The organism is Arthrobacter sp. SDR-2R (assembly GCF_057747955.1).
This window is the reverse complement of the sequence record NZ_CM173231.1, coordinates 1,322,509-1,339,048: the sequence shown is the minus strand read 5'-3', so window position 1 is coordinate 1,339,048 and position 16,540 is coordinate 1,322,509. Positions and strand designations below refer to the sequence as shown.

16 protein-coding genes are annotated in these 16,540 nt (G+C 66.9%); 3 read left to right on the top strand and 13 right to left on the bottom strand.

Going from position 1 to position 16,540, the window contains the following annotated elements; all coding sequences use genetic code 11:
* Positions 1-125: 125 nt before the first annotated feature.
* From AC3ANU_RS06155 to AC3ANU_RS06125, 7 genes are all read right to left on the bottom strand, one after another.
* Complete coding sequence (locus AC3ANU_RS06155) at positions 126-2,225, bottom strand: LuxR C-terminal-related transcriptional regulator (RefSeq protein ID WP_488315646.1); 2,100 nt, start codon at positions 2,223-2,225, stop codon at positions 126-128.
* Position 2,226: 1 nt separating this feature from the next.
* Entirely contained in the window at positions 2,227-4,314 is a 2,088-nt protein-coding gene (locus AC3ANU_RS06150; protein ID WP_056392672.1) for an Hsp70 family protein, read from the bottom strand.
* A 198-nt stretch (positions 4,315-4,512) separates the two neighbouring features.
* The gene (gene ccsB / locus AC3ANU_RS06145; protein WP_488315645.1) at positions 4,513-5,625 is read right to left on the bottom strand and encodes a c-type cytochrome biogenesis protein CcsB; all 1,113 of its coding nucleotides are present in this window, start codon (positions 5,623-5,625) and stop codon (positions 4,513-4,515) included.
* Positions 5,625-7,382 (bottom strand): cytochrome c biogenesis protein ResB, encoded by a 1,758-nt coding sequence (resB, locus tag AC3ANU_RS06140; RefSeq protein ID WP_144601094.1) that lies wholly within the window; start codon positions 7,380-7,382, stop codon positions 5,625-5,627. The genes ccsB and resB overlap by 1 nt, the downstream gene beginning before the upstream one ends.
* Positions 7,382-8,137: a cytochrome c biogenesis CcdA family protein gene (locus tag AC3ANU_RS06135; RefSeq protein ID WP_018768893.1), complete on the bottom strand. Its 756-nt coding sequence runs from the start codon at positions 8,135-8,137 to the stop codon at positions 7,382-7,384. The genes resB and AC3ANU_RS06135 overlap by 1 nt, the downstream gene beginning before the upstream one ends.
* A gap of 14 nt (positions 8,138-8,151) precedes the next feature.
* Positions 8,152-8,730 carry a TlpA family protein disulfide reductase gene (locus tag AC3ANU_RS06130; RefSeq protein WP_056393113.1) on the bottom strand — a complete coding sequence of 193 codons (579 nt, stop codon included), beginning with the start codon at positions 8,728-8,730 and terminating at the stop codon, positions 8,152-8,154.
* Between the two features lie 35 nt (positions 8,731-8,765).
* Entirely contained in the window at positions 8,766-9,446 is a 681-nt protein-coding gene (locus tag AC3ANU_RS06125; RefSeq protein ID WP_026265708.1) for a histidine phosphatase family protein, read from the bottom strand.
* Between the two features lie 215 nt (positions 9,447-9,661).
* On the opposite strand from AC3ANU_RS06125, the gene AC3ANU_RS06120 reads away from it, so the two are divergent.
* Together AC3ANU_RS06120 and AC3ANU_RS06115 are read left to right on the top strand one after the other, a co-directional pair.
* Positions 9,662-10,210, top strand: a complete 549-nt coding sequence (locus AC3ANU_RS06120; RefSeq protein ID WP_018768897.1) for a YceI family protein — start codon at positions 9,662-9,664, stop codon at positions 10,208-10,210.
* 208 nt (positions 10,211-10,418) lie between these two features.
* Positions 10,419-11,270, top strand: coding sequence for a hypothetical protein (locus AC3ANU_RS06115; RefSeq protein WP_018768898.1), 852 nt, complete (start codon positions 10,419-10,421; stop codon positions 11,268-11,270).
* Positions 11,271-11,383: 113 nt separating this feature from the next.
* On the opposite strand, the gene AC3ANU_RS06110 is transcribed toward AC3ANU_RS06115, so the two are convergent.
* Together AC3ANU_RS06110 and AC3ANU_RS06105 are read right to left on the bottom strand one after the other, a co-directional pair.
* Positions 11,384-12,088 (bottom strand): redox-sensing transcriptional repressor Rex, encoded by a 705-nt coding sequence (locus AC3ANU_RS06110; protein ID WP_018768899.1) that lies wholly within the window; start codon positions 12,086-12,088, stop codon positions 11,384-11,386.
* A gap of 93 nt (positions 12,089-12,181) precedes the next feature.
* Entirely contained in the window at positions 12,182-12,436 is a 255-nt protein-coding gene (locus AC3ANU_RS06105; RefSeq protein WP_018768900.1) for a glutaredoxin family protein, read from the bottom strand.
* A gap of 78 nt (positions 12,437-12,514) precedes the next feature.
* Between AC3ANU_RS06105 and AC3ANU_RS06100 the strand changes: the two genes are divergently transcribed.
* The gene (locus AC3ANU_RS06100) at positions 12,515-13,333 is read left to right on the top strand and encodes an HAD family hydrolase (RefSeq protein ID WP_018768901.1); all 819 of its coding nucleotides are present in this window, start codon (positions 12,515-12,517) and stop codon (positions 13,331-13,333) included.
* Between the two features lie 79 nt (positions 13,334-13,412).
* Here the strand turns inward: AC3ANU_RS06100 and AC3ANU_RS06095 are convergent, their stop codons facing one another.
* The 4 genes from AC3ANU_RS06095 to AC3ANU_RS06080 form a co-directional block, all read right to left on the bottom strand.
* On the bottom strand, positions 13,413-13,511 hold the full coding sequence (locus AC3ANU_RS06095; protein ID WP_003792170.1) for a 30S ribosomal protein bS22: 99 nt from the start codon (positions 13,509-13,511) through the stop codon (positions 13,413-13,415).
* Positions 13,512-13,662: 151 nt separating this feature from the next.
* Positions 13,663-13,875, bottom strand: a complete 213-nt coding sequence (locus AC3ANU_RS06090; RefSeq protein WP_018768902.1) for a helix-turn-helix domain-containing protein — start codon at positions 13,873-13,875, stop codon at positions 13,663-13,665.
* 154 nt (positions 13,876-14,029) lie between these two features.
* Entirely contained in the window at positions 14,030-15,169 is a 1,140-nt protein-coding gene (locus AC3ANU_RS06085; protein ID WP_018768903.1) for a 3-deoxy-7-phosphoheptulonate synthase, read from the bottom strand.
* Positions 15,170-15,484: 315 nt separating this feature from the next.
* Positions 15,485-16,504 carry an acetylxylan esterase gene (locus AC3ANU_RS06080; protein ID WP_488315644.1) on the bottom strand — a complete coding sequence of 340 codons (1,020 nt, stop codon included), beginning with the start codon at positions 16,502-16,504 and terminating at the stop codon, positions 15,485-15,487.
* Between the last annotated feature and the right edge of the window lie 36 nt (positions 16,505-16,540).

Below are 16,540 nucleotides of genomic sequence, written 5' to 3'. Positions count from 1 at the left end.
GGCGGAACGTGTCTGGCTGCTTCAAAACTAGGTTCGCTGCCGGAGACTGGGCATCGGGCGCATTCCCCCTACCGGTGGAAGCCGTGCCGGGGTGCTCCCGGGTCCGCGGCTAGGGGCATTAGGGACTACTCCTGTTGCGGGTTCATGTGCTGGGAATTCTCAACGCCCAAGGCCACCCGTAAACGGGCCAGCAGGTCAGACCGGTTTTCGGCGCCCAGGCGGCGGCGTATCCGGGCAATGTGGTGTTCTGCCGTCCTGGGCGAGATGTAGATGGCCTCACCGATTTCCCGGTAGGTTTTGCCCTCAAGCACCAGCCTGGCAACTTCCTTTTCCCGCTCACTCAGTCCGGAGCCGTCCGGCTGGTGCGCCCTGCCGCCGTTGTCGGCGGGGGTTCCTGCCTGGATGGCGGCCCCTGACGCGGCACCGGCCGGGTTGCCCTGCGGGTGGAGGTCCCGGGCGCAGGACAGCAGGCGCATCATGTCCCGCCGCTCGTCGGCACGTGCGGCAGCGTGGCCGGCCAGCCTTGCACCCTCCCAGGGCATTCCTACAGCGCCCAGCAGCCGGGCCGCGCCCTCCACGTCGGCAGTACGGAAGCGGCCGGCGAGCACCGAAACCCAGGCCTTTCCCGCGGTGGCCAAGACTGCGGCAAGCTGGCTGTGGACGGAGGCCCGGGCCAGTGCAGTGGCATGCGGAGCAAGATCGGCGGGGCTTTCATTCAGCAGTGCGGCCTGGACGCCGGCCCAGTGCAGGGGAACGGCCCACAGCGCGGGTTCGTCCACGCGCCCCAGCAGCTTCCAGGCTTCTTCCAGGTAGTGCGCCACGCGCCGCGTTTCGCGCAGGCGGGCAGCAGCAATCAGCATTTCCCCCCACGGCAGGAGGTTGTAGAGGTCCACCGAGGTATGGAGCATGGCCTCGCGGGCCCGTTCCCACGCCCTGAGGAGCTCCGGCACGTCACCGTTCCGCCGGGCTAGCCCCACCTCAAGTGCAGCGCACATGAACTCGTCGCGCGGGACCAGCGGCCAATGGTTGGCCTTGGCGGCTTCCGTGGCGGCAAGCCGGGCATCCTCGAGTTTGTCCTGCATCATGTCCGCCCAGGCCTGCAGCAGCAGGAGCCTGGGTTGTGCGGCATTGCCTCCCTGCCCGGCAGCGGCCGCTGCCCGGCAGACGGTTTCCGCCAGGTGCGGCTCACCGGTGTGCAGGGCCAGCAGGGCTGCCAGCGCAGCCGGCGTTTCCGGCAGCGGAAGCGATATGCCTGCCGAGTTCAGCATGTCCGAGGCATGGATCAGCACGGAGATGCCCTGTTGTGGTTTCTCCCCCAAGGATGCGAAGACCCCCTGCCCCGTCTGGACCAGCGTGGCGGCAAGCAGGGTGGGGGAAGCTGCCGGCGCGGCGGGCTGGAAGAACGCCTCCGCCCCAGACCGGTCTCCGACTCCTATCAGGACAACGGCGGCGAGGGGCGCTGATACGCCCACACGCTCGGGGCCCAACCAGTTGTAAACATCGGCCCCGCGGGCCAGCATGCCCCTTTGCGCCCAAACGGAGGCGGCCACATCCGCACCCCGGCGCACATCCCGCGGGTCGGCGCTGACCAGGAGGGTGTCAATGATGCGCGCAGCCGCATCAAGCTCACCATCACCGGCCGCCGCCTGCGCGCGGCGGGCTGCCGTCGATACCGGATCGGCGCCCGCCAGGAGGGCCTCCTCGTAAAGCTGCGACGCGAGCCGTGGGTTATGCTCCAACGCACTGTCCGCGGCCAGCTCCAGTTCAGCAGCCACCCGGGGGTCGGTGAGCCCGCCGCGGGCAAGCTCGCGGGCAAGATTACCCAACCGCTGTCCGGCGGCCGTGTAGACGCCCACGAGCTCACGCTGGAGCGCGTGCACCTTGGCAATAGGTGTGGCAGCCAGCAGTGCGTGTTGCGCCGTCCCCACCACGGTGCCGTCCGGCCCAAGCAGTCCCGCGGCCTCGGCCCGGTCCACCAGGACATCGAGGTCCTCCGCCCCGCCGCTGCCGAACTTTTGCTGCAGGTCCGCAGGCAGCGGCCCCGGCAAGGCGAAGCCCACCGAGAGCGCCAGCAGCAGTTCCCGCACCACGGCGTTGGCACCCTTCAGCTGCTTGGCCATCTGCTCGGCAGCGTGCAGCGGGTGCCCTTGGTGGTCCGGTCCCGTAGACGCCGCCCCGGGTTGTTCCTCCCGTTGGAATTGTCCGTCCTGAAGCTGCCCGTCCATCTCAGGCCCCCGGAGCGGCGGTCGTGGCCGTTTCAACGGCGGCTGCGGCGGACGTGGTTTCGGGTTCAAGCGGTGTTACTTGCGGCGCTGGGCTGCCGGTAGCTTCCACGGCCACCTCCGTTGGTGTCATCGAGGGATCCGGGGCAGTTGTGGCACTTGGGCTCTCTGTCTGCGTGGGCTGGCTGGTGTCGTCCTGTGTAGGCGGTTCAGTTGCCGTGGGCGAATCAGTCGCCGCAGGAGTCGTCGGGTCAGCCGTCCCGGAGTCGGTGGGCGTTGGGGTGCCTTCACTCTGTGTGGGGTCGGCGGAACCGCCTGCCTGCGGGGTGTCGGAAGCGGGCGTGGGAACCACCGTAACGGCCTCGGGAGCAACGCCTGACCCGCCCGTTGTCCCCCCGGAGCCGGCAAGCGCATCGGGGACTGCCGCCGCTGCGACGACAGGTCCGTCAGCAATCGCGCTGCTTCCAGCCGCCGGCCCGTCGTTGCCGGCCGCCTGCCCGCCGGGGGGCGTGGCAGATGCTTCCAGTCCGGTCCCTGGAGCAAGGGGTTTCCTGGCGCTGGCCTCGATGCCCGCGAGTGGTTGGGCCACCGCGGCCGGGGTTGCTGACTCCCCTGCATCGGCGGCGTCCGAACCGCCCGCATCGGTGCCGGCGGAGCCTCCCGTGGTACTGGCACCGGCCTGCGGCACGAACATGGCAGTCAGGCTTCCGAAACCGTCCGGGCTTTGCGCGGCCGTTGCCGTGAGGACCGTCAGGACCGCAGCAGCCGCGGCCACGGCGGTCACGCGGACGGTGGGCTTCGGCGCGTGCGCGCCCCGCGCCCCGCGCCGGGCACCGCGGACGGCGACTGGCCCTGCCGGGGCGCCTGCCGCCGTCGTATATTTCCGCGACCAACTGGGCCTGCCCGGGCCGGTTGGAGCGGGCGGCACGTCGGAGGGTACGACGGCGGCCGGCGCCTCCCGGGCGTCCGCTTCAGTTTCTGCCGGGTCAGCTGCTGCCGCCACTGCGGCCGTGTGGGCGAGGACGGCTGCCACTGCCGCCCCCAGGCAGATGGAGGACTTGGGATCGGCATCCACAGCGATAGGCCGGTCCAGCTCCTCCGACACCACCTGGGCCACCAGGGGGATCCGGGACGATCCCCCGATCAACAGCACCGTGGACAAGTCTGCCGGTACCAGGTGGAGCTGGGCCAGGGAGTGCTCCAGCGCCTCCACTGTTTCCCGTACGGGCTCTTCGATCAGCGCCTCGAATTCTGAACGGACCAGCCGGATCTGCTGCTGGATGCCGGGCAGGAGCACCGGAATGGTGGATTCGCTGTCCGCGGAGAGTGCTTCCTTGGCCTCGACGCATTCGCGGCGGAGCCGGGTGAGGGCCCCCAGCACCGCCGGGTCACCAGTGTCCAGATCGTCCAGGGCGTTCCCGGTGTGCGCAGCCACGTACCGGAACACTGCGGCATCAAAGTCGGCGCCGCCCAGGTCCTCGATGCCCTCCGGGTGCCCCAAGAGCTCAAAGCGGCTGCTGCCGCACTTCCTCAGCACGGCGGTGTCGAACGTGCCGCCGCCGAGGTCGTACACGGCGATGGTGCTGCCTTCCTCCACGCGCACCTGGGAGGCGTAATGCAGGGCTGCGGCCTCGGGTTCGGGAAGGAGCGTGACGTTCTCCAGGCCATGCGCGGCGAGGGCGTCGCGGACGACGGAAAGCCGGTGGTTGCCCCAGGCTGCGGGGTGGGTCAGGAAAATGGCCGACGCCGGGCCCCCCTCACGCTCGGTGGCCCGGTCCGCCACCCAGCGGGCAACGGTGGCATAGACGTCCTCCGGCCGCAGGACCAGGGTGCCCAGGACGAAGGGTACGTCGTCGCCAATCCGGCGCTTGAATTCCCGGACCACGCGTTCCGGAGAGTCCAGTCCTCGGCGTTCTGCCGCCTCCCCCACCAGGACCGCGCCTTCCTCCGGGTAGTACACCACGGAGGGCACAGACGCTCCACGCGTGCCCAGGGGCAGGCATTCGGGCACGGCGTTGGGACCTTGGTTAAAGCGCACAACGGCAGCTGCCGTGAAACTGGTCCCGACGTCAACGGCGAGAGCGTAGCTCATTGGGGTACCTCGAAAGGCTGGTGGTCCACCTGCAAGCTTCATCACAGGGAACGTCACCAACGTAGCATTTCCGAAGGACCGGGGAACACCCCTGTTGCTACATCGAATGGTTATTTATCGGACCGTTGCCGTCTCTCGACTGCGCCCCCGGTTTTAGGACCCGGAAACCCCCGTTTCAGGGGCCGAAAGGCCCTTGTTTTAAAGGCCGGAGTAGGAGTGGAGTCCGTTAAAGAACTGGTTGACGATGGTGAAGTTGAAGATCACGCAAAGGTAGCCCACGATCGACAGCCAGGCGGCCCGTGTTCCGGTCCAGCCGCGGGTGGCCCGGGCGTGCAGGTAGCCGGCGTAGACAACCCAGATCACGAAGGTCCAGACCTCCTTGGTGTCCCACCCCCAGAACCGGCCCCAGGCCTTTTCCGCCCAGATGGCACCGAACATGAGGGTGAAGGTCCAGCCGATGAAGGCGATGGCGTTGATGCGGTAGGACAGGTTTTCCAGGCTCAGCGCGGAGGGCACCAGGCGCATGAAGCCGAGCTTGTCGGCACCGCCGGCGGCCACGGTCTTCTGCCGGTGGGTCTGCACCAGCTGCAGTGCGGACATCGCGAAGGTCAGGGTGAACAGCGCCGAGGAGAGCACGGCGATGGAAACGTGGATGACCAGCCAGTAGCTCTGGAGGGCGGGAACCAGGTGTCCCACGGGGGTCCAGAACGCCACCGAGGCAGCCACCAGCATGATGATCACCAGGCCCACCACGAAGGTGCCCAGGAAGCGGAGGTCGCGGCGGATCAGCGAGAGCAGGAACACGGCCGCCACCAGGAAGGCGCCGGTGGTGAGGAATTCGTACATGTTGCCCCACGGCACCCGGCCTGCGCCCAGGGCCCTCGTGACCACGCCGGCGCCGTGGATGACGACAGCAAGGGTGGTCACGGCCACCGCAACACGCGCCGGAACCCGGCGCTCGGCGGCGTACTTCATGTCGCCGTCGGCAGTCACGAAGCCTCCGGTTCCTGCACCGCTGGCTTTGGCGGCGGACGACGACGGGCGCTCGGCCCGTCCGGCCGGCCCGTCCAGTCGGGCCTCAACACCGCGGGATCCTTCGCGCGCCCCTGCTCCGGCAGCAACGCCGGCGGTTACGGGGACCTTGGCGGCAGCACCGGCCTGCGCGGCCTTGAGGTCCACAGCGCGCAGCGCCTTGCTGCTCTTGGCCAGGTCCCAGGCGAAGGCGATAAAGGCCACCGTGTAGGTACCCGCCGCCAGCAGCATGAAGAGTTCGCTGTACTGGCCCATGGTTTCATTGATTCCAAATGGCATTACTGGTCCTTTTCGGGCCCGGTGGGGCCTGCTGGGGTGGTGACGGAGCCTGCGGCATTAGCGGCGGAGCCTGCGACATTATCGCTCCGCCGGCTGGGAGTTTGCTGGGACTGGCCCGTGTCTTCGGTGTCTTCCGGCAACTGCCACTCGGCGGAGAACAGTTTCCGGAGCGCTGCCGCCTCCCCGGCGAGGCGGTGGTCCTCGCCGCGGGCCAGGAGCCCGTATTCCACCATGGTGCGGCCGTCCGCAGCGGTACCCGTCCGTACCCAGACGCGCCGGCGGTTGACGTAGAGCGAGAGGATCAGCCCGGCCACGGCCAGCAAAGCGAAGACCAGGGCGTAGACCTGCCCGGGGTTGTGGTGGATGTCCACGCCGATGTACCGCTTCACGCCGTCGAAACTGATGGTGCCCTTGCCGTCCGGCAGTGTGAAGGTGGAGCCGGGTGCCAGCGTGATGCCGCCGGCCGCCAGGTTCCTGGCGTTGAGCGGCGTCAGGTTCTTGACATCCAGTTCGAAGACGTTCTGCGGGGCACCGGTGTTCAGGCCCAGGTCCCCGTAGTAGGAGTTCAGGGTCAGCTGGGGGTTGAACAGTTCGGGGTCGGCACTGAACGAAACGTTCTTGTCCGTCACGAACGCGGTGGGGAGGAAGAAGCCCACGAACCCCAGCTGGTCCGGCTGGGCGTCCGGAACCTTGATCACCACGGACGAGTAGTAGTTATCGCCCTGCAGCTTGGCCACCACCGGGCCCTGCATGGCCACGTTGCCGGCGCCGTCCCGTACGGTCACCACCGGTGCGTAGCCGTTGCCGGTGAGGTAGATGCTGGTGCCGCCCAGGGTCACGGGATCGTTGACCTTCAGGATTTCCTGCTTGGCTGGAGCGTCCGGGTTTTCCTTGGTGGTCACCGTGGCGGCGAAGTCGATGGGCTGGCCGAACTTGCCCTTGGATTCGCGGTCGAACGTGATGTTGAACTTGTCCAGCTGGAGCGAGTACGGCTGCAGCTGGCTGGACTGGAAGTTGGTGCCCGGGTTGAACTGGTCGTAGCCCACCAGGGTGTTCACGAACGTGTCGCCTTCCACCAGGATGCGCTGGCCGCTGTAGCCGAACAGGCCCCCTGCGGCCACGGCCACCAGCACGCCGATGAGCGAGGTGTGGAAGACGAGGTTGCCCACTTCCTTCAGGAAGCCGCGCTCGGCCCCCAGGGACGGGCGGTTGCCGTCGGCGTCCCTGACCTCCACCCGGTAGCCGCGCTTCCGCAGCAGTCCGGCCGCACTGTTGATGGCCTCCGACGCCGGGATGCCGGTGCGGGCGGGAATCACCAGGGTGCCGTATTCCGGCAGCCGGGACAGGCGCTGCGGCGTCCGTGGCGGCTGGGAGCGCATGGCCTTGTAGTGGGCGATGGCACGCGGCACCACGCAGCCGATCAGCGAGATGAACAGCAGGAGGTAGATCGCCGAGAACCAGGCCGAGGAGTAGACGTCATAGAGCTGCAGGGAGTCCAGCAGCTTGCCGTAGTCCGGATGGTCCTTGATGTACTGGGTCACCACGGCCGGGTTGGCGGGCCGCTGCGGGAACAGGGATCCGGGGACGGCGGCGACGGCGAGGAGCAGCAGCAGGAACAGCGCGGTGCGCATGCTGGTCAGCTGGGTCCAGGCCCACCGCAGCATGCCCTTGGGGCCCAGGGCCGGAAGGGCGGCTTGGGCTTTTGCCTCCGCTACGGGGGCGGATTGCTTCTTCTTTACGTTCACACGCTCGCTCATCAGATCGGCAACTTCACGTCGGTTTGGAACCAGTACTGCAGCCCGGTCACCCAGGCTCCCCATACGCCGGTGGCCATCAGCAGGCCCAGCACCACCAGGATTCCGCCGCCGGTCCGCTGGATGGCAAGGCGGTGCTTGCGGAAGAACGCCATGACGCCCATTCCGCGGCGCAGGGCCAGCGCGATCAACAGGAACGGAATGCCCAGTCCCAGGCTGTAGACGAATGCCAGGAAGGCGCCCTTGGCGGCCGAGGAGCCGCCGGAAAGGCTGAGGAGCTGCACGGCCGAGTAGGTGGGGCCGATGCACGGCGCCCAGCCCAGGCCGAAGGTCAGGCCCAGCAGCGGTGCTCCCCAGAGCCCGGCGGGCGGCTTGGCGTGGATCTTGGCGTCCCGCTGGAGCCAGCTGAAGCCGCCCATGAAGACAATGCCCATGATGATCACCAGGACCCCCAGGAGCTGGGTGATCCAGGCATTCTGGCTGCCGGTAATGAGGGTGCCCAACTGACCGAATGCGCCGCCCAGCAGGACGAAGATCACCGAGAAGCCCAGGACGAAGAGCCCGATCCCGGCCAGCATCCGGCCGCGCTTCTGCTTTTGCAGGTCCACGCCGCTCAGGCCCGTGACGTAACCCAGGTAGCCAGGAACCAGGGGAAGGACGCAGGGGGAAAGGAAGGAGACCAGTCCGGCAAGCAGTGCCACCGGAATGGCCAGCAGGATGGAGCCGCTGAGGATGGCTTCGGCGAAGGGGCTGTTCATGGTCCCGGCCCGCCCTACTCGGCCACGGCGGCGGTGATGAGGGCTTTCAGGGTGCCCTTCTCGATCTCGCCGAGGACGCGCGAGGCCACCCGTCCCTGCTTGTCCAGGACCAGGGTGGTGGGCACGGCGCCGGGCGGTACCAGGCCGGACACGGACAGCAGGACGCTTCCGTCCTTGTCGTCAAAGCTCGGGTAGGTCAGGTTGAAGGTCTTTTCGAACGCCTCCGCCGTGGGTTTCTCGTCCCGGAGGTTGACGCCGAAGAACTGCACGCCCTGGTCCTTGAACTCCTGGTGCAGCGCTTCCAGGAGGGGAGCTTCCACGCGGCACGGCGCGCAGGCGGCGAACCAGAAATTCAGGACGCTCACCTTGCCCTGGAAGTCGGCCGGGGTTACCGCAGTGCCGTTGAAAAGCGCACCCTGGATCTGCACGGCTTCCTTGCGGTCCCCGGCGGCGAACTCTGTCACGGAGCCGTCGCCGGCCACATAGTTCTTGTTGTCCCCTGCCTTGGCCTGCTTGGCCAGCGCATCCTCCTGGGCACAGCCGGAGAGGCCCAGGGTCAGTGCGGTCAGGGCCATGCCGCCGGCGGCGAGCATGCTGCGGCGGGAGGGGAGGTTGTTGTTGCTCACTTCTAGGCTCCAGGGGTGCTGGCGGCACCGGGAAGAAGGGACGCCGCGGGTTCGCTGTACTCGACCCGCAAAAGCGAGCCGTCGTCGTCGAACACCAGGGACGTGACGGACGTCAGGGTGCACTCGCGCTTGCGTGGGTCGTGCCACAGGGGCCGGCCTTCGGCGCTGAGCCGGGCAGCCCAGATCGGCAGTTGGTGGCTCACCAGGATCGCCTCGGGGCCGTGGGCACCGAAGTCGCCGGCAGCAAGTTCGATGGCCCGCAGCCGGGCGTCCTGCGCCGCGGCCGCCACCCTCGCGGCCTGCTCCTTGTACGGTTCGCCCCAGGAGGGGCGCAGCGGGTTGACCAGGTGCGGCCAGTGCCTGGGCCGGCGGAGTTCGGCCTTGGTGACCTTCATGCCCTCAAAGTAGTTTTCCGCTTCGATGATCCGCTCGTCGGTGTGGACCTGCAGCTGCAGGGCTTCCGACGTCGGCCGCGCCGTTTCCTGCGCGCGGTCCAGTGGGGAGGCGGCCAGGTAGGTGATGCGGGCGCCGCGTTCGGCGCGCTGCCGGAAGTATTCGGCTAGCGTCCGGGCCATCTCCTGCCCCAGTTCGGAGAGGTGGAATTCGGGAAGCCGCCCATAGAGAACGCCCTCGGGGTTATGGACCTCGCCGTGGCGGAGCAGATGGACAGTGGCTTGGGGCATGTTTACCAGTTTCTCAAAGATGGCGTGCGATCCGAAATCTCGGGCCGCTCCTTCTACAAAGAGTAGAACTTAAGTTTTTGAAGAAATGTTCCGTGGACGGGAACAAAACATGCAAATGCATGTTTATACTGGATGCAGCAAGTTAGTTGAGGCTTCAACAGATGAAGGTTCAACGGCAGGACCTCAGTACATACACCTTTACAAGGAGCAACATCATGGCACTTCCCGCAGACGTCACCACCGGCACCTGGACCCTGGACAACTCCCACAGCGAGATCGGCTTCACTGTCCGGCACGCCGGCATCAGCAAGGTCCGCGGCCAGTTCAAAGAGGCCGCCGCCACGCTGGACCTGGGCCAGGATGTGGCTGAGTCCAGGATCAACGCCACCATCCAGACCGCCAGCTTCGACTCCGGCGACGCCAACCGCGACGGCCACGTCAAGGGCGAGGACTTCTTCGATGTGGAGAAGTTTCCCGAGATCTCCTTCGTATCCAACGGCCTGGTGGCCAAGGGCAACAGCTACGAGCTCACCGGCGACCTGACCATCAAGGGTGTCACCCGCCCGGTGACCCTGGAAACCGAATTCAACGGTGTTGCCGTTGATCCGTTCGGCAACACCCGCGCCGGCGTCTCCGCCGAGACCACCATCAGCCGCAAGGACTTCGGCCTCACCTGGAACGCCGTCCTGGAAGCCGGCGGCGTGCTGGTCAGCGACAAGGTTGCCATCAACCTTGAACTCGCCTTCATCGCCCCCGCAGCGTAGTTCCGCCCGCCAGGGCACAACCCCGGCGCCAGGCCTCCCCGGCCTGGCGCCGGGGTTCCCTGTTTAACGGCAACCACCTGCGCCAATACCCGCTGAATCACCCACAACGCCGCCCGCCGGGGGTACGGTGGACTTAAGCCATGCTGGGGGAAGGCAGAGGACTGATTCCCGGCAGCCTACCCGGATCCCGACCTGCAGAAGGAACGCCATGAGTACTCCTCCCGTCCCGCCCCCGTCGCCCCAAGACCCCAGCAACGACCAGCCGGGGCATGAACAGGCCGGCAGCCCCCAGTCCGGAGACCAGCAGCAGCCCCGCTACGGGCAGAATGCGCCGCAGTATGGCCAGAACGCCCCGCAATATGGGCAGAACGCGCCCCAGTACGGCCAGAACCAGCCGCCGGCAGCGCCGCAGTACGGCCAAAACCAGCCCCAGTACGGCCAGAATGCGCCGCAGGCCCCGGGCTACGGCCAGAACCCGCCGCAGTATGGCGCCCAGTTCGGGCAGAATGCACCCCAGTACGGCCAGCCGCCCTACGGGCAGTCCCCCTACGGCCAGTACCCGTCGGAGCAGCCGCAGCCGGCCGGAGGCAACGGCGTCCCGCAGCTGGTGAACATCTCGTTCTGGCTGTTGATCGCGTCGGCAGTGATCTTCGTGATCTCCCTGCTGACCGGGCTGACGCAGCTGGATGATCCGGTGTTCCGGCGGACATTCGAGGACCAGATGGCGGCCGGAGGCGCCAGTGGAGTCACCTATGACGACATTAAGGGGGTCATCGCCGGCACCCTGGTGGTGTTCGCGATCATTGGCGTGGCCCTCTACCTGCTGGTGGCCTTCTTCGTCCGAAAGGGCAAGAACTGGGCCCGCATCCTGGGAACGGTCTTCGCTGCACTGTCCGTCTTCGGACTCTTTGGTCCCCCCAGCTTTGCCACCATCGGAACGCTCCTGGGAATTGCGGCCATCGTGCTGCTCTACCTTCCGGCAGCCGCCCCGTACTTCCGGAAGCAGCAGCCTTTCGCCAACCCCTATTCGGGCGGCTTCGGCAACCCCTACGGGCGGTAGCCACTCCGCCCGCTGACACTGCACGCGGCCCGGGATGCATCATTCGCATCCCGGGCCACCTGCTTTAACGGGTCCGCCAAGACTTGGGCCGGGGGAAAACTTCCAGGGAAACCCTAGGCCGTCTGCCCGGGCGTCTGGGCCCGCTGGGCGTGGTAGGCCAGGATCTGGAGTTCAGTGGCCATGTCCACCTTGCGAAGATTGACCCCTTCGGGAACCTGCAGCATCACGGGTGCAAAGCTCAGCACGCTGCGCACGCCTGCCGCCACCACACGGTCGCAAACGCCCTGCGCGACGGCCGCGGGAAGGGCCAGGACCACCATGTTGGCCCCGGTGCGGTGCAGGACGGTCTCCAGGTCTGCCACGTCGCTGACGCGCAGCCATCCCACCTCGTTGCCCACCACCATCTGGTCTGCGTCGAAGATGGCCACCACATCGAACCCGCGCGACTCAAAGCCGCCGTAGCGTGCCAGCGCCTTGCCCAAGTTGCCGGCGCCCACAATGGCCACTTTCCAGTCGTGGGTCAGTCCGAGCGCGGCGGCGATGTGGCGGCTGAGGTACTGCACCTCATAACCGACGCCCCTGGTGCCATAGGACCCCACATGGGACAGGTCCTTGCGGAGGGTTGAAGAACTGACGCCGGAGGCTTCTGCCAGGGATTCGGAGGAAACGCGCTCCACGCCCTCGGACAGCAATGTGTTCAGGGCACGGAGGTAGATGGTGAGCCGGGCCACGGCGGCAGGAGGTATCTGCTTGGTCAGTGCGCCCGTGGCATCCGGAAGGTCCGGGACAGACTGGGGCGAAGAACCCAGGGATGTCACCCGCACCTCCCTTGCGTCGCGTTGTGAGTCCACTCTAGGTCCCTGCCGCTCATGCCTTCAAAACCAGGACCATCAGAAACTGCCGCCACTGCCCTACCGGCCCATGGCGCGCTGCAGCACGCGTGCCAGCCGGACCTCGTCGATCTTCCAGAAGTCGCGCTGCACGCCGTCCACCAGGACCACCGGGATCTCTTCGGCGTAGCGCTCCCGCAGTTCAGGCTGGTTGTCCACCAGCTCTTCGCTCCAGGTAAGGCCCAATGAGGCAGTGACCCGGCCGACGGCGTCGCGCGCCTCCTCACAAAGGTGGCAGTCAGCTTTGGTGACCAGGACGACGCGGGGTGTAGCCATGGCTTAACGGTATCGCCGTTCCCGGCGTGAGGCTGACGCCGACGGCGGCGGGCCAGTGGATTGACTAGACTCAACTCCATGCCCCAGGAGAAATACGTCGCCGTAGTCACACGGCCGGTTGCTGCGCCGCAGCCCGGCGAGGCGGCGTTCTTCGATGTGGACAACACCCTGATGCGGGGTGCCAGCCTGTTCCATGTGGCCCGCAAGATGCACCAGCGGGGAGCCTTCACCCTGAGGCAGGCGGCGGGTATGGCCTGGAAGCAGTTCAAGTTTGTGGCCCGCGGCGAGAACATGGACGATGTCCATGCCGTCCGGGACTCGGCCCTGACCCTGGCCGTGGGCATCAGTGTGGATGACATCAAGGCGCTGGGCGAAGAAGTCTATGACGAGATGATCGCGTCCCGGATCTGGCCCGGCACCAAAGCGCTGGCGCAACAGCACCTGAGGGTGGGCCGCCGCGTCTGGCTGGTGACAGCCACCCCCATCGAAGTGGCCACCGTAATCTCCACCCGGCTGGGACTGACCGGAGCCCTGGGGACCGTGGGCGAGGTCTCGGACGGCCTGTACACCGGGCGGCTGGTGGGAGACATCCTGCACGGCTCGGCCAAGGCCGTGGCCGTGCAGGCCATCGCCGACGATGAGGGCCTGGACCTCAAGCGCTGCTGGGCCTACAGCGACTCCTACAACGACGTCCCGCTGCTGTCGCTGGTGGGCCATCCGGTGGCCATCAATCCGGACGCCAGGCTGCGCCGCCACGCCCGCGACCGCAACTGGCCGGTTTACGATTTCCGCGCAGGCCGCCGTGCCGCGACATTGGGACTCAAGGCGGCCACCTTCGGCGGGGCCATCTACGGCCTCTGGAAGGGCTTCGCCCGCATCCGCGGCCCGCGGGCATAATTCTTACCTCTTGCCGGGTTAAACGAAATGCCCGCCACCTTGGAAGGCGACGGGCATTTCCACGCTGCTTGAAGTATCGCTACTTCTTGTTGCGGCGCTGGTGACGGGTCTTGCGAAGCAGCTTGCGGTGCTTCTTCTTGGCCATACGCTTGCGACGCTTCTTAATAACTGAACCCACGAAAGTTCCTTACAAACTAGATGCAGTACCTGTCTGATGGAGAATGTCCGTGGACAAAGCTACGAACTGAACAACTGACAGATTCTTACAATGACGTAAAACGTTCCTTAACAGGGTACCGCTTATCGGGAGCCGCTCAGGACAGGCAGCCTCAGGCGGTTTCGGTGTGGCCTTCCACGACAGCACCCCTGAGGTACTGTTCGACGGCGTTTTCGGGGACCCGGTAGGAGCGGCCGAAGCGCACCGCCGGCATTTCGCCGGAGTGGACCAGCCGGTAAACAGTCATTTTGGAGACCCGCATGACCTCGGCTACTTCAGCCACGGTCAGGAACTTCGCGTTGGAGAAGTTCTGTTCTGCCGACATTTCCCTATTTTCCTTTGCTGACGGATGGACAACAGTGACCCCAGGTACGTGCCAATGCGGTGTTACGATGCTGAGCCATCCACCAACCACCTAAAAAGATACTCTAGATGTTCATGTGGCAGATGTGAAAGTAGTGCCTCCCCTATTTCAGCCCCTAATCTGACTGCCGCCGCTTCCGTGCCGATGCCGCCAGCTGCTCAAGGACGGACGCGGAAACGTCCCAGTCCATGCACGCATCCGTGACGCTTTGCCCGTACACCAGCTCCGCGCGTCCGGCCGCGTGCTCGGCAACATCCAGGTTTTGCGCGCCGCCCACCAGGAAGCTTTCCAGCATCACGCCGGCCACGGCCCGCGCGGCAGCCCCGCCCTGCTCCAGCTGGGCGCCAATCTCCAGGGCCACCTCAGCCTGCCGGTGGTGGCTCTTGCCGCTGTTGGCATGGCTGGCATCCACGATCAGCCGCGGGTTCAGCCCCTTGCCTGCCAGTTCACCGGAGGCGCGTTCCACATCGGCCGCTGAGTAGTTGGGTCCCTTGCGGCCGCCGCGCAGGATCACGTGGGTGTCCGGGTTTCCAGCCGTTGCCACCAGCGCAGCCCGGCCGTCGCCGTCGATCCCCAGGAAGGCCTGCGCCGCCGCCGCGGCACCGCATGCATCGATGGCCACCTGGAGGCCGCCGTCGGTCCCGTTCTTGAAGCCGATGGGCATGGACAGCCCGGACGCGAGCTGGCGGTGGATCTGGCTCTCGGTGGTGCGGGCACCGATGGCACCCCACGAGATCAGGTCCGCCATGTACTGGGGGCTGATCGGTTCGAGGAACTCCGTTGCCGTGGGGAGGCCCAGCGCGGTGACCTGCTGCAGGAACAGCCGGGCGGTGCGGAGGCCGGTGACCATGTCATGGGTGCCGTCCAGCCGTGGATCGTTGATCAGGCCCTTCCAGCCCACGGTGGTGCGCGGCTTTTCGAAGTACGTCCGCATGACGATCAGCAGGTCTTCCTTGTGCTTCTCCGCCTGGCTGACCAGCCGGCGGGCGTATTCCAGCCCTGCCTTGGGGTCGTGGATGGAGCAGGGACCCACGATGACCAGCAGGCGGTCGTCCACGCCGTCCATGATGGCGCGCACTTCGTCGCGGCCGCGTTCGACGACGGCAGCGGCCCGGGCGTCCAGCGGCAGTTCCGCGAGGAGGTCGGAAGGAGTGGGCAGCGGAGTGAACTCGCTGACGCGCAGGTTGGACGTGGACTTGGTGTCGCTGGCGCGCTGGTTTGAGGTGGTTTGTGCCGGTGCTGTTGCGGTGCTCATGTTCGGGTCCTGTTCCAGATGGGAAGCGGGCCCGGATTTCAGAACCCGCCGGAGAAACGGCGAAGGGCAGAGAATAATCTCTGCCCTGTTGGCTCTGAAGGAATGCTGGATGCGTGTCAGTTAGACGCGGGCCCCTCCAGAGCCAACGAAAAATACGCATACCAACGGTTAGTCATGGAAAAGACAATAAACCCGGGCCGCCGCGGGAGCAAAATCGGCTTCCGTCACATTCCATCCCGGGCTTGTTCGCGGATCCGGACGCACAAGGTGCGGATCCGCGAACAAGCTTAGGCTTTAGCGGCCCGCTGCCCGGGCTCAGCCGAGGAGTTTGCGGAGGTACTGGAGCTGCCGGATCCAGTGATGTTCCTGGCCGCCTTCATGGTTGTTGAACCGGTACACCTCGATCTCCTTGTCCGCCCCGCTGGCGGAGGAGGCGCCCGATCCGGAACCGTAGGCGTTGAAGCTGGCGAAAACGGTGGACGGCGGGCAGATGTCGTCCATCAGCGCCGCGGAGTACAGTGCCGGGGCGCTGGCGCGGCGGGCCAGGTTGACGCCGTCGAAGTAGTTGAGGACGGCAAGGGTGGACTCATAGCGGTCCCGGTGGCGTGCCAGGAACTGGGCAATCTCCGGGTACGGCCCGCGCGGGGTGATGTCGATGGCGCGGGGAAAGTCTTGGAGGAAGGGGACGTCGGGCAGCGCGGCGATGACGCCGTCGAGCCGTCCCGCGGTAAGCCCTGCCGTGGCCACCACCAGGCCGCCGCCCTGGCTGACTCCGGCCAGCACCACCTTGGACGGATCGACCGCGGGGTGGGCCTGGGCCGCCTCCACCGCCCGGAAGGCATCCACGTAGACCCGGCGGTAGTAGTAGTCCTCCCGGGCCGCGATGCCCCGGGTCATCAGGCCTGCGTGCGCCACATCCCCCGCCGAGGGGTGGGGATCCGCGGTGTGGCCCAGGGTGCCGCCGTACCCCTGGCCGCGGGTGTCCATGATGAAGTGCGCGTACCCGGCCTGCGCCCAGCGCGTGTCCTGGTTGACCAGGCCGCGGCCACCGGAATAGCCGATGTAGTTCACCACCACCGGTAGCCGGGCCCCCTCGTCCCGGTTGGCGGGAAGGTGCAGCCAGCCCTTGACCGGTGCCCCGCCGAAGCCGGCGAACGTGACGTCGAAGGTGTCGATCAGTGCCAGGTAGTTCTCCACCGGCTCAAACGCGGGGTTCAACGGGAAGGCACGGGCCTCCGCCAGGGTGGCATCCCAGAACGCATCCAGGTCTTCCGGCGGGGTGACGTCGGAGGTGTAGCTGCGGAGCTGGGCCAGGGGTAGGTCGAAGAGGGGCATCGTTGTCCGTCCTGCTTTCGGTTGTTGGCGCCCCAG

Excerpts from the sequence above, each read along its gene's own strand:
- ccsB (WP_488315645.1), bottom strand. The coding sequence starts at position 5,625 with ATGCCATTTGGAATCAATGAAACCATGGGCCAGTACAGCGAACTCTTC.
- AC3ANU_RS06155 (WP_488315646.1), bottom strand. The coding sequence starts at position 2,225 with ATGGACGGGCAGCTTCAGGACGGACAATTCCAACGGGAGGAACAACCC.
- AC3ANU_RS06080 (WP_488315644.1), bottom strand. The coding sequence starts at position 16,504 with ATGCCCCTCTTCGACCTACCCCTGGCCCAGCTCCGCAGCTACACCTCC.
- AC3ANU_RS06130 (WP_056393113.1), bottom strand. The coding sequence starts at position 8,730 with ATGCTCGCCGCCGGCGGCATGGCCCTGACCGCACTGACCCTGGGCCTC.
- AC3ANU_RS06100 (WP_018768901.1), top strand. The coding sequence starts at position 12,515 with ATGCCCCAGGAGAAATACGTCGCCGTAGTCACACGGCCGGTTGCTGCG.
- AC3ANU_RS06135 (WP_018768893.1), bottom strand. The coding sequence starts at position 8,137 with ATGAACAGCCCCTTCGCCGAAGCCATCCTCAGCGGCTCCATCCTGCTG.
- AC3ANU_RS06125 (WP_026265708.1), bottom strand. The coding sequence starts at position 9,446 with ATGCCCCAAGCCACTGTCCATCTGCTCCGCCACGGCGAGGTCCATAAC.
- AC3ANU_RS06150 (WP_056392672.1), bottom strand. The coding sequence starts at position 4,314 with ATGAGCTACGCTCTCGCCGTTGACGTCGGGACCAGTTTCACGGCAGCT.
- AC3ANU_RS06120 (WP_018768897.1), top strand. The coding sequence starts at position 9,662 with ATGGCACTTCCCGCAGACGTCACCACCGGCACCTGGACCCTGGACAAC.
- AC3ANU_RS06085 (WP_018768903.1), bottom strand. The coding sequence starts at position 15,169 with ATGAGCACCGCAACAGCACCGGCACAAACCACCTCAAACCAGCGCGCC.
- resB (WP_144601094.1), bottom strand. The coding sequence starts at position 7,382 with ATGAGCGAGCGTGTGAACGTAAAGAAGAAGCAATCCGCCCCCGTAGCG.
- AC3ANU_RS06115 (WP_018768898.1), top strand. The coding sequence starts at position 10,419 with ATGAGTACTCCTCCCGTCCCGCCCCCGTCGCCCCAAGACCCCAGCAAC.
- AC3ANU_RS06090 (WP_018768902.1), bottom strand. The coding sequence starts at position 13,875 with ATGTCGGCAGAACAGAACTTCTCCAACGCGAAGTTCCTGACCGTGGCT.
- AC3ANU_RS06105 (WP_018768900.1), bottom strand. The coding sequence starts at position 12,436 with ATGGCTACACCCCGCGTCGTCCTGGTCACCAAAGCTGACTGCCACCTT.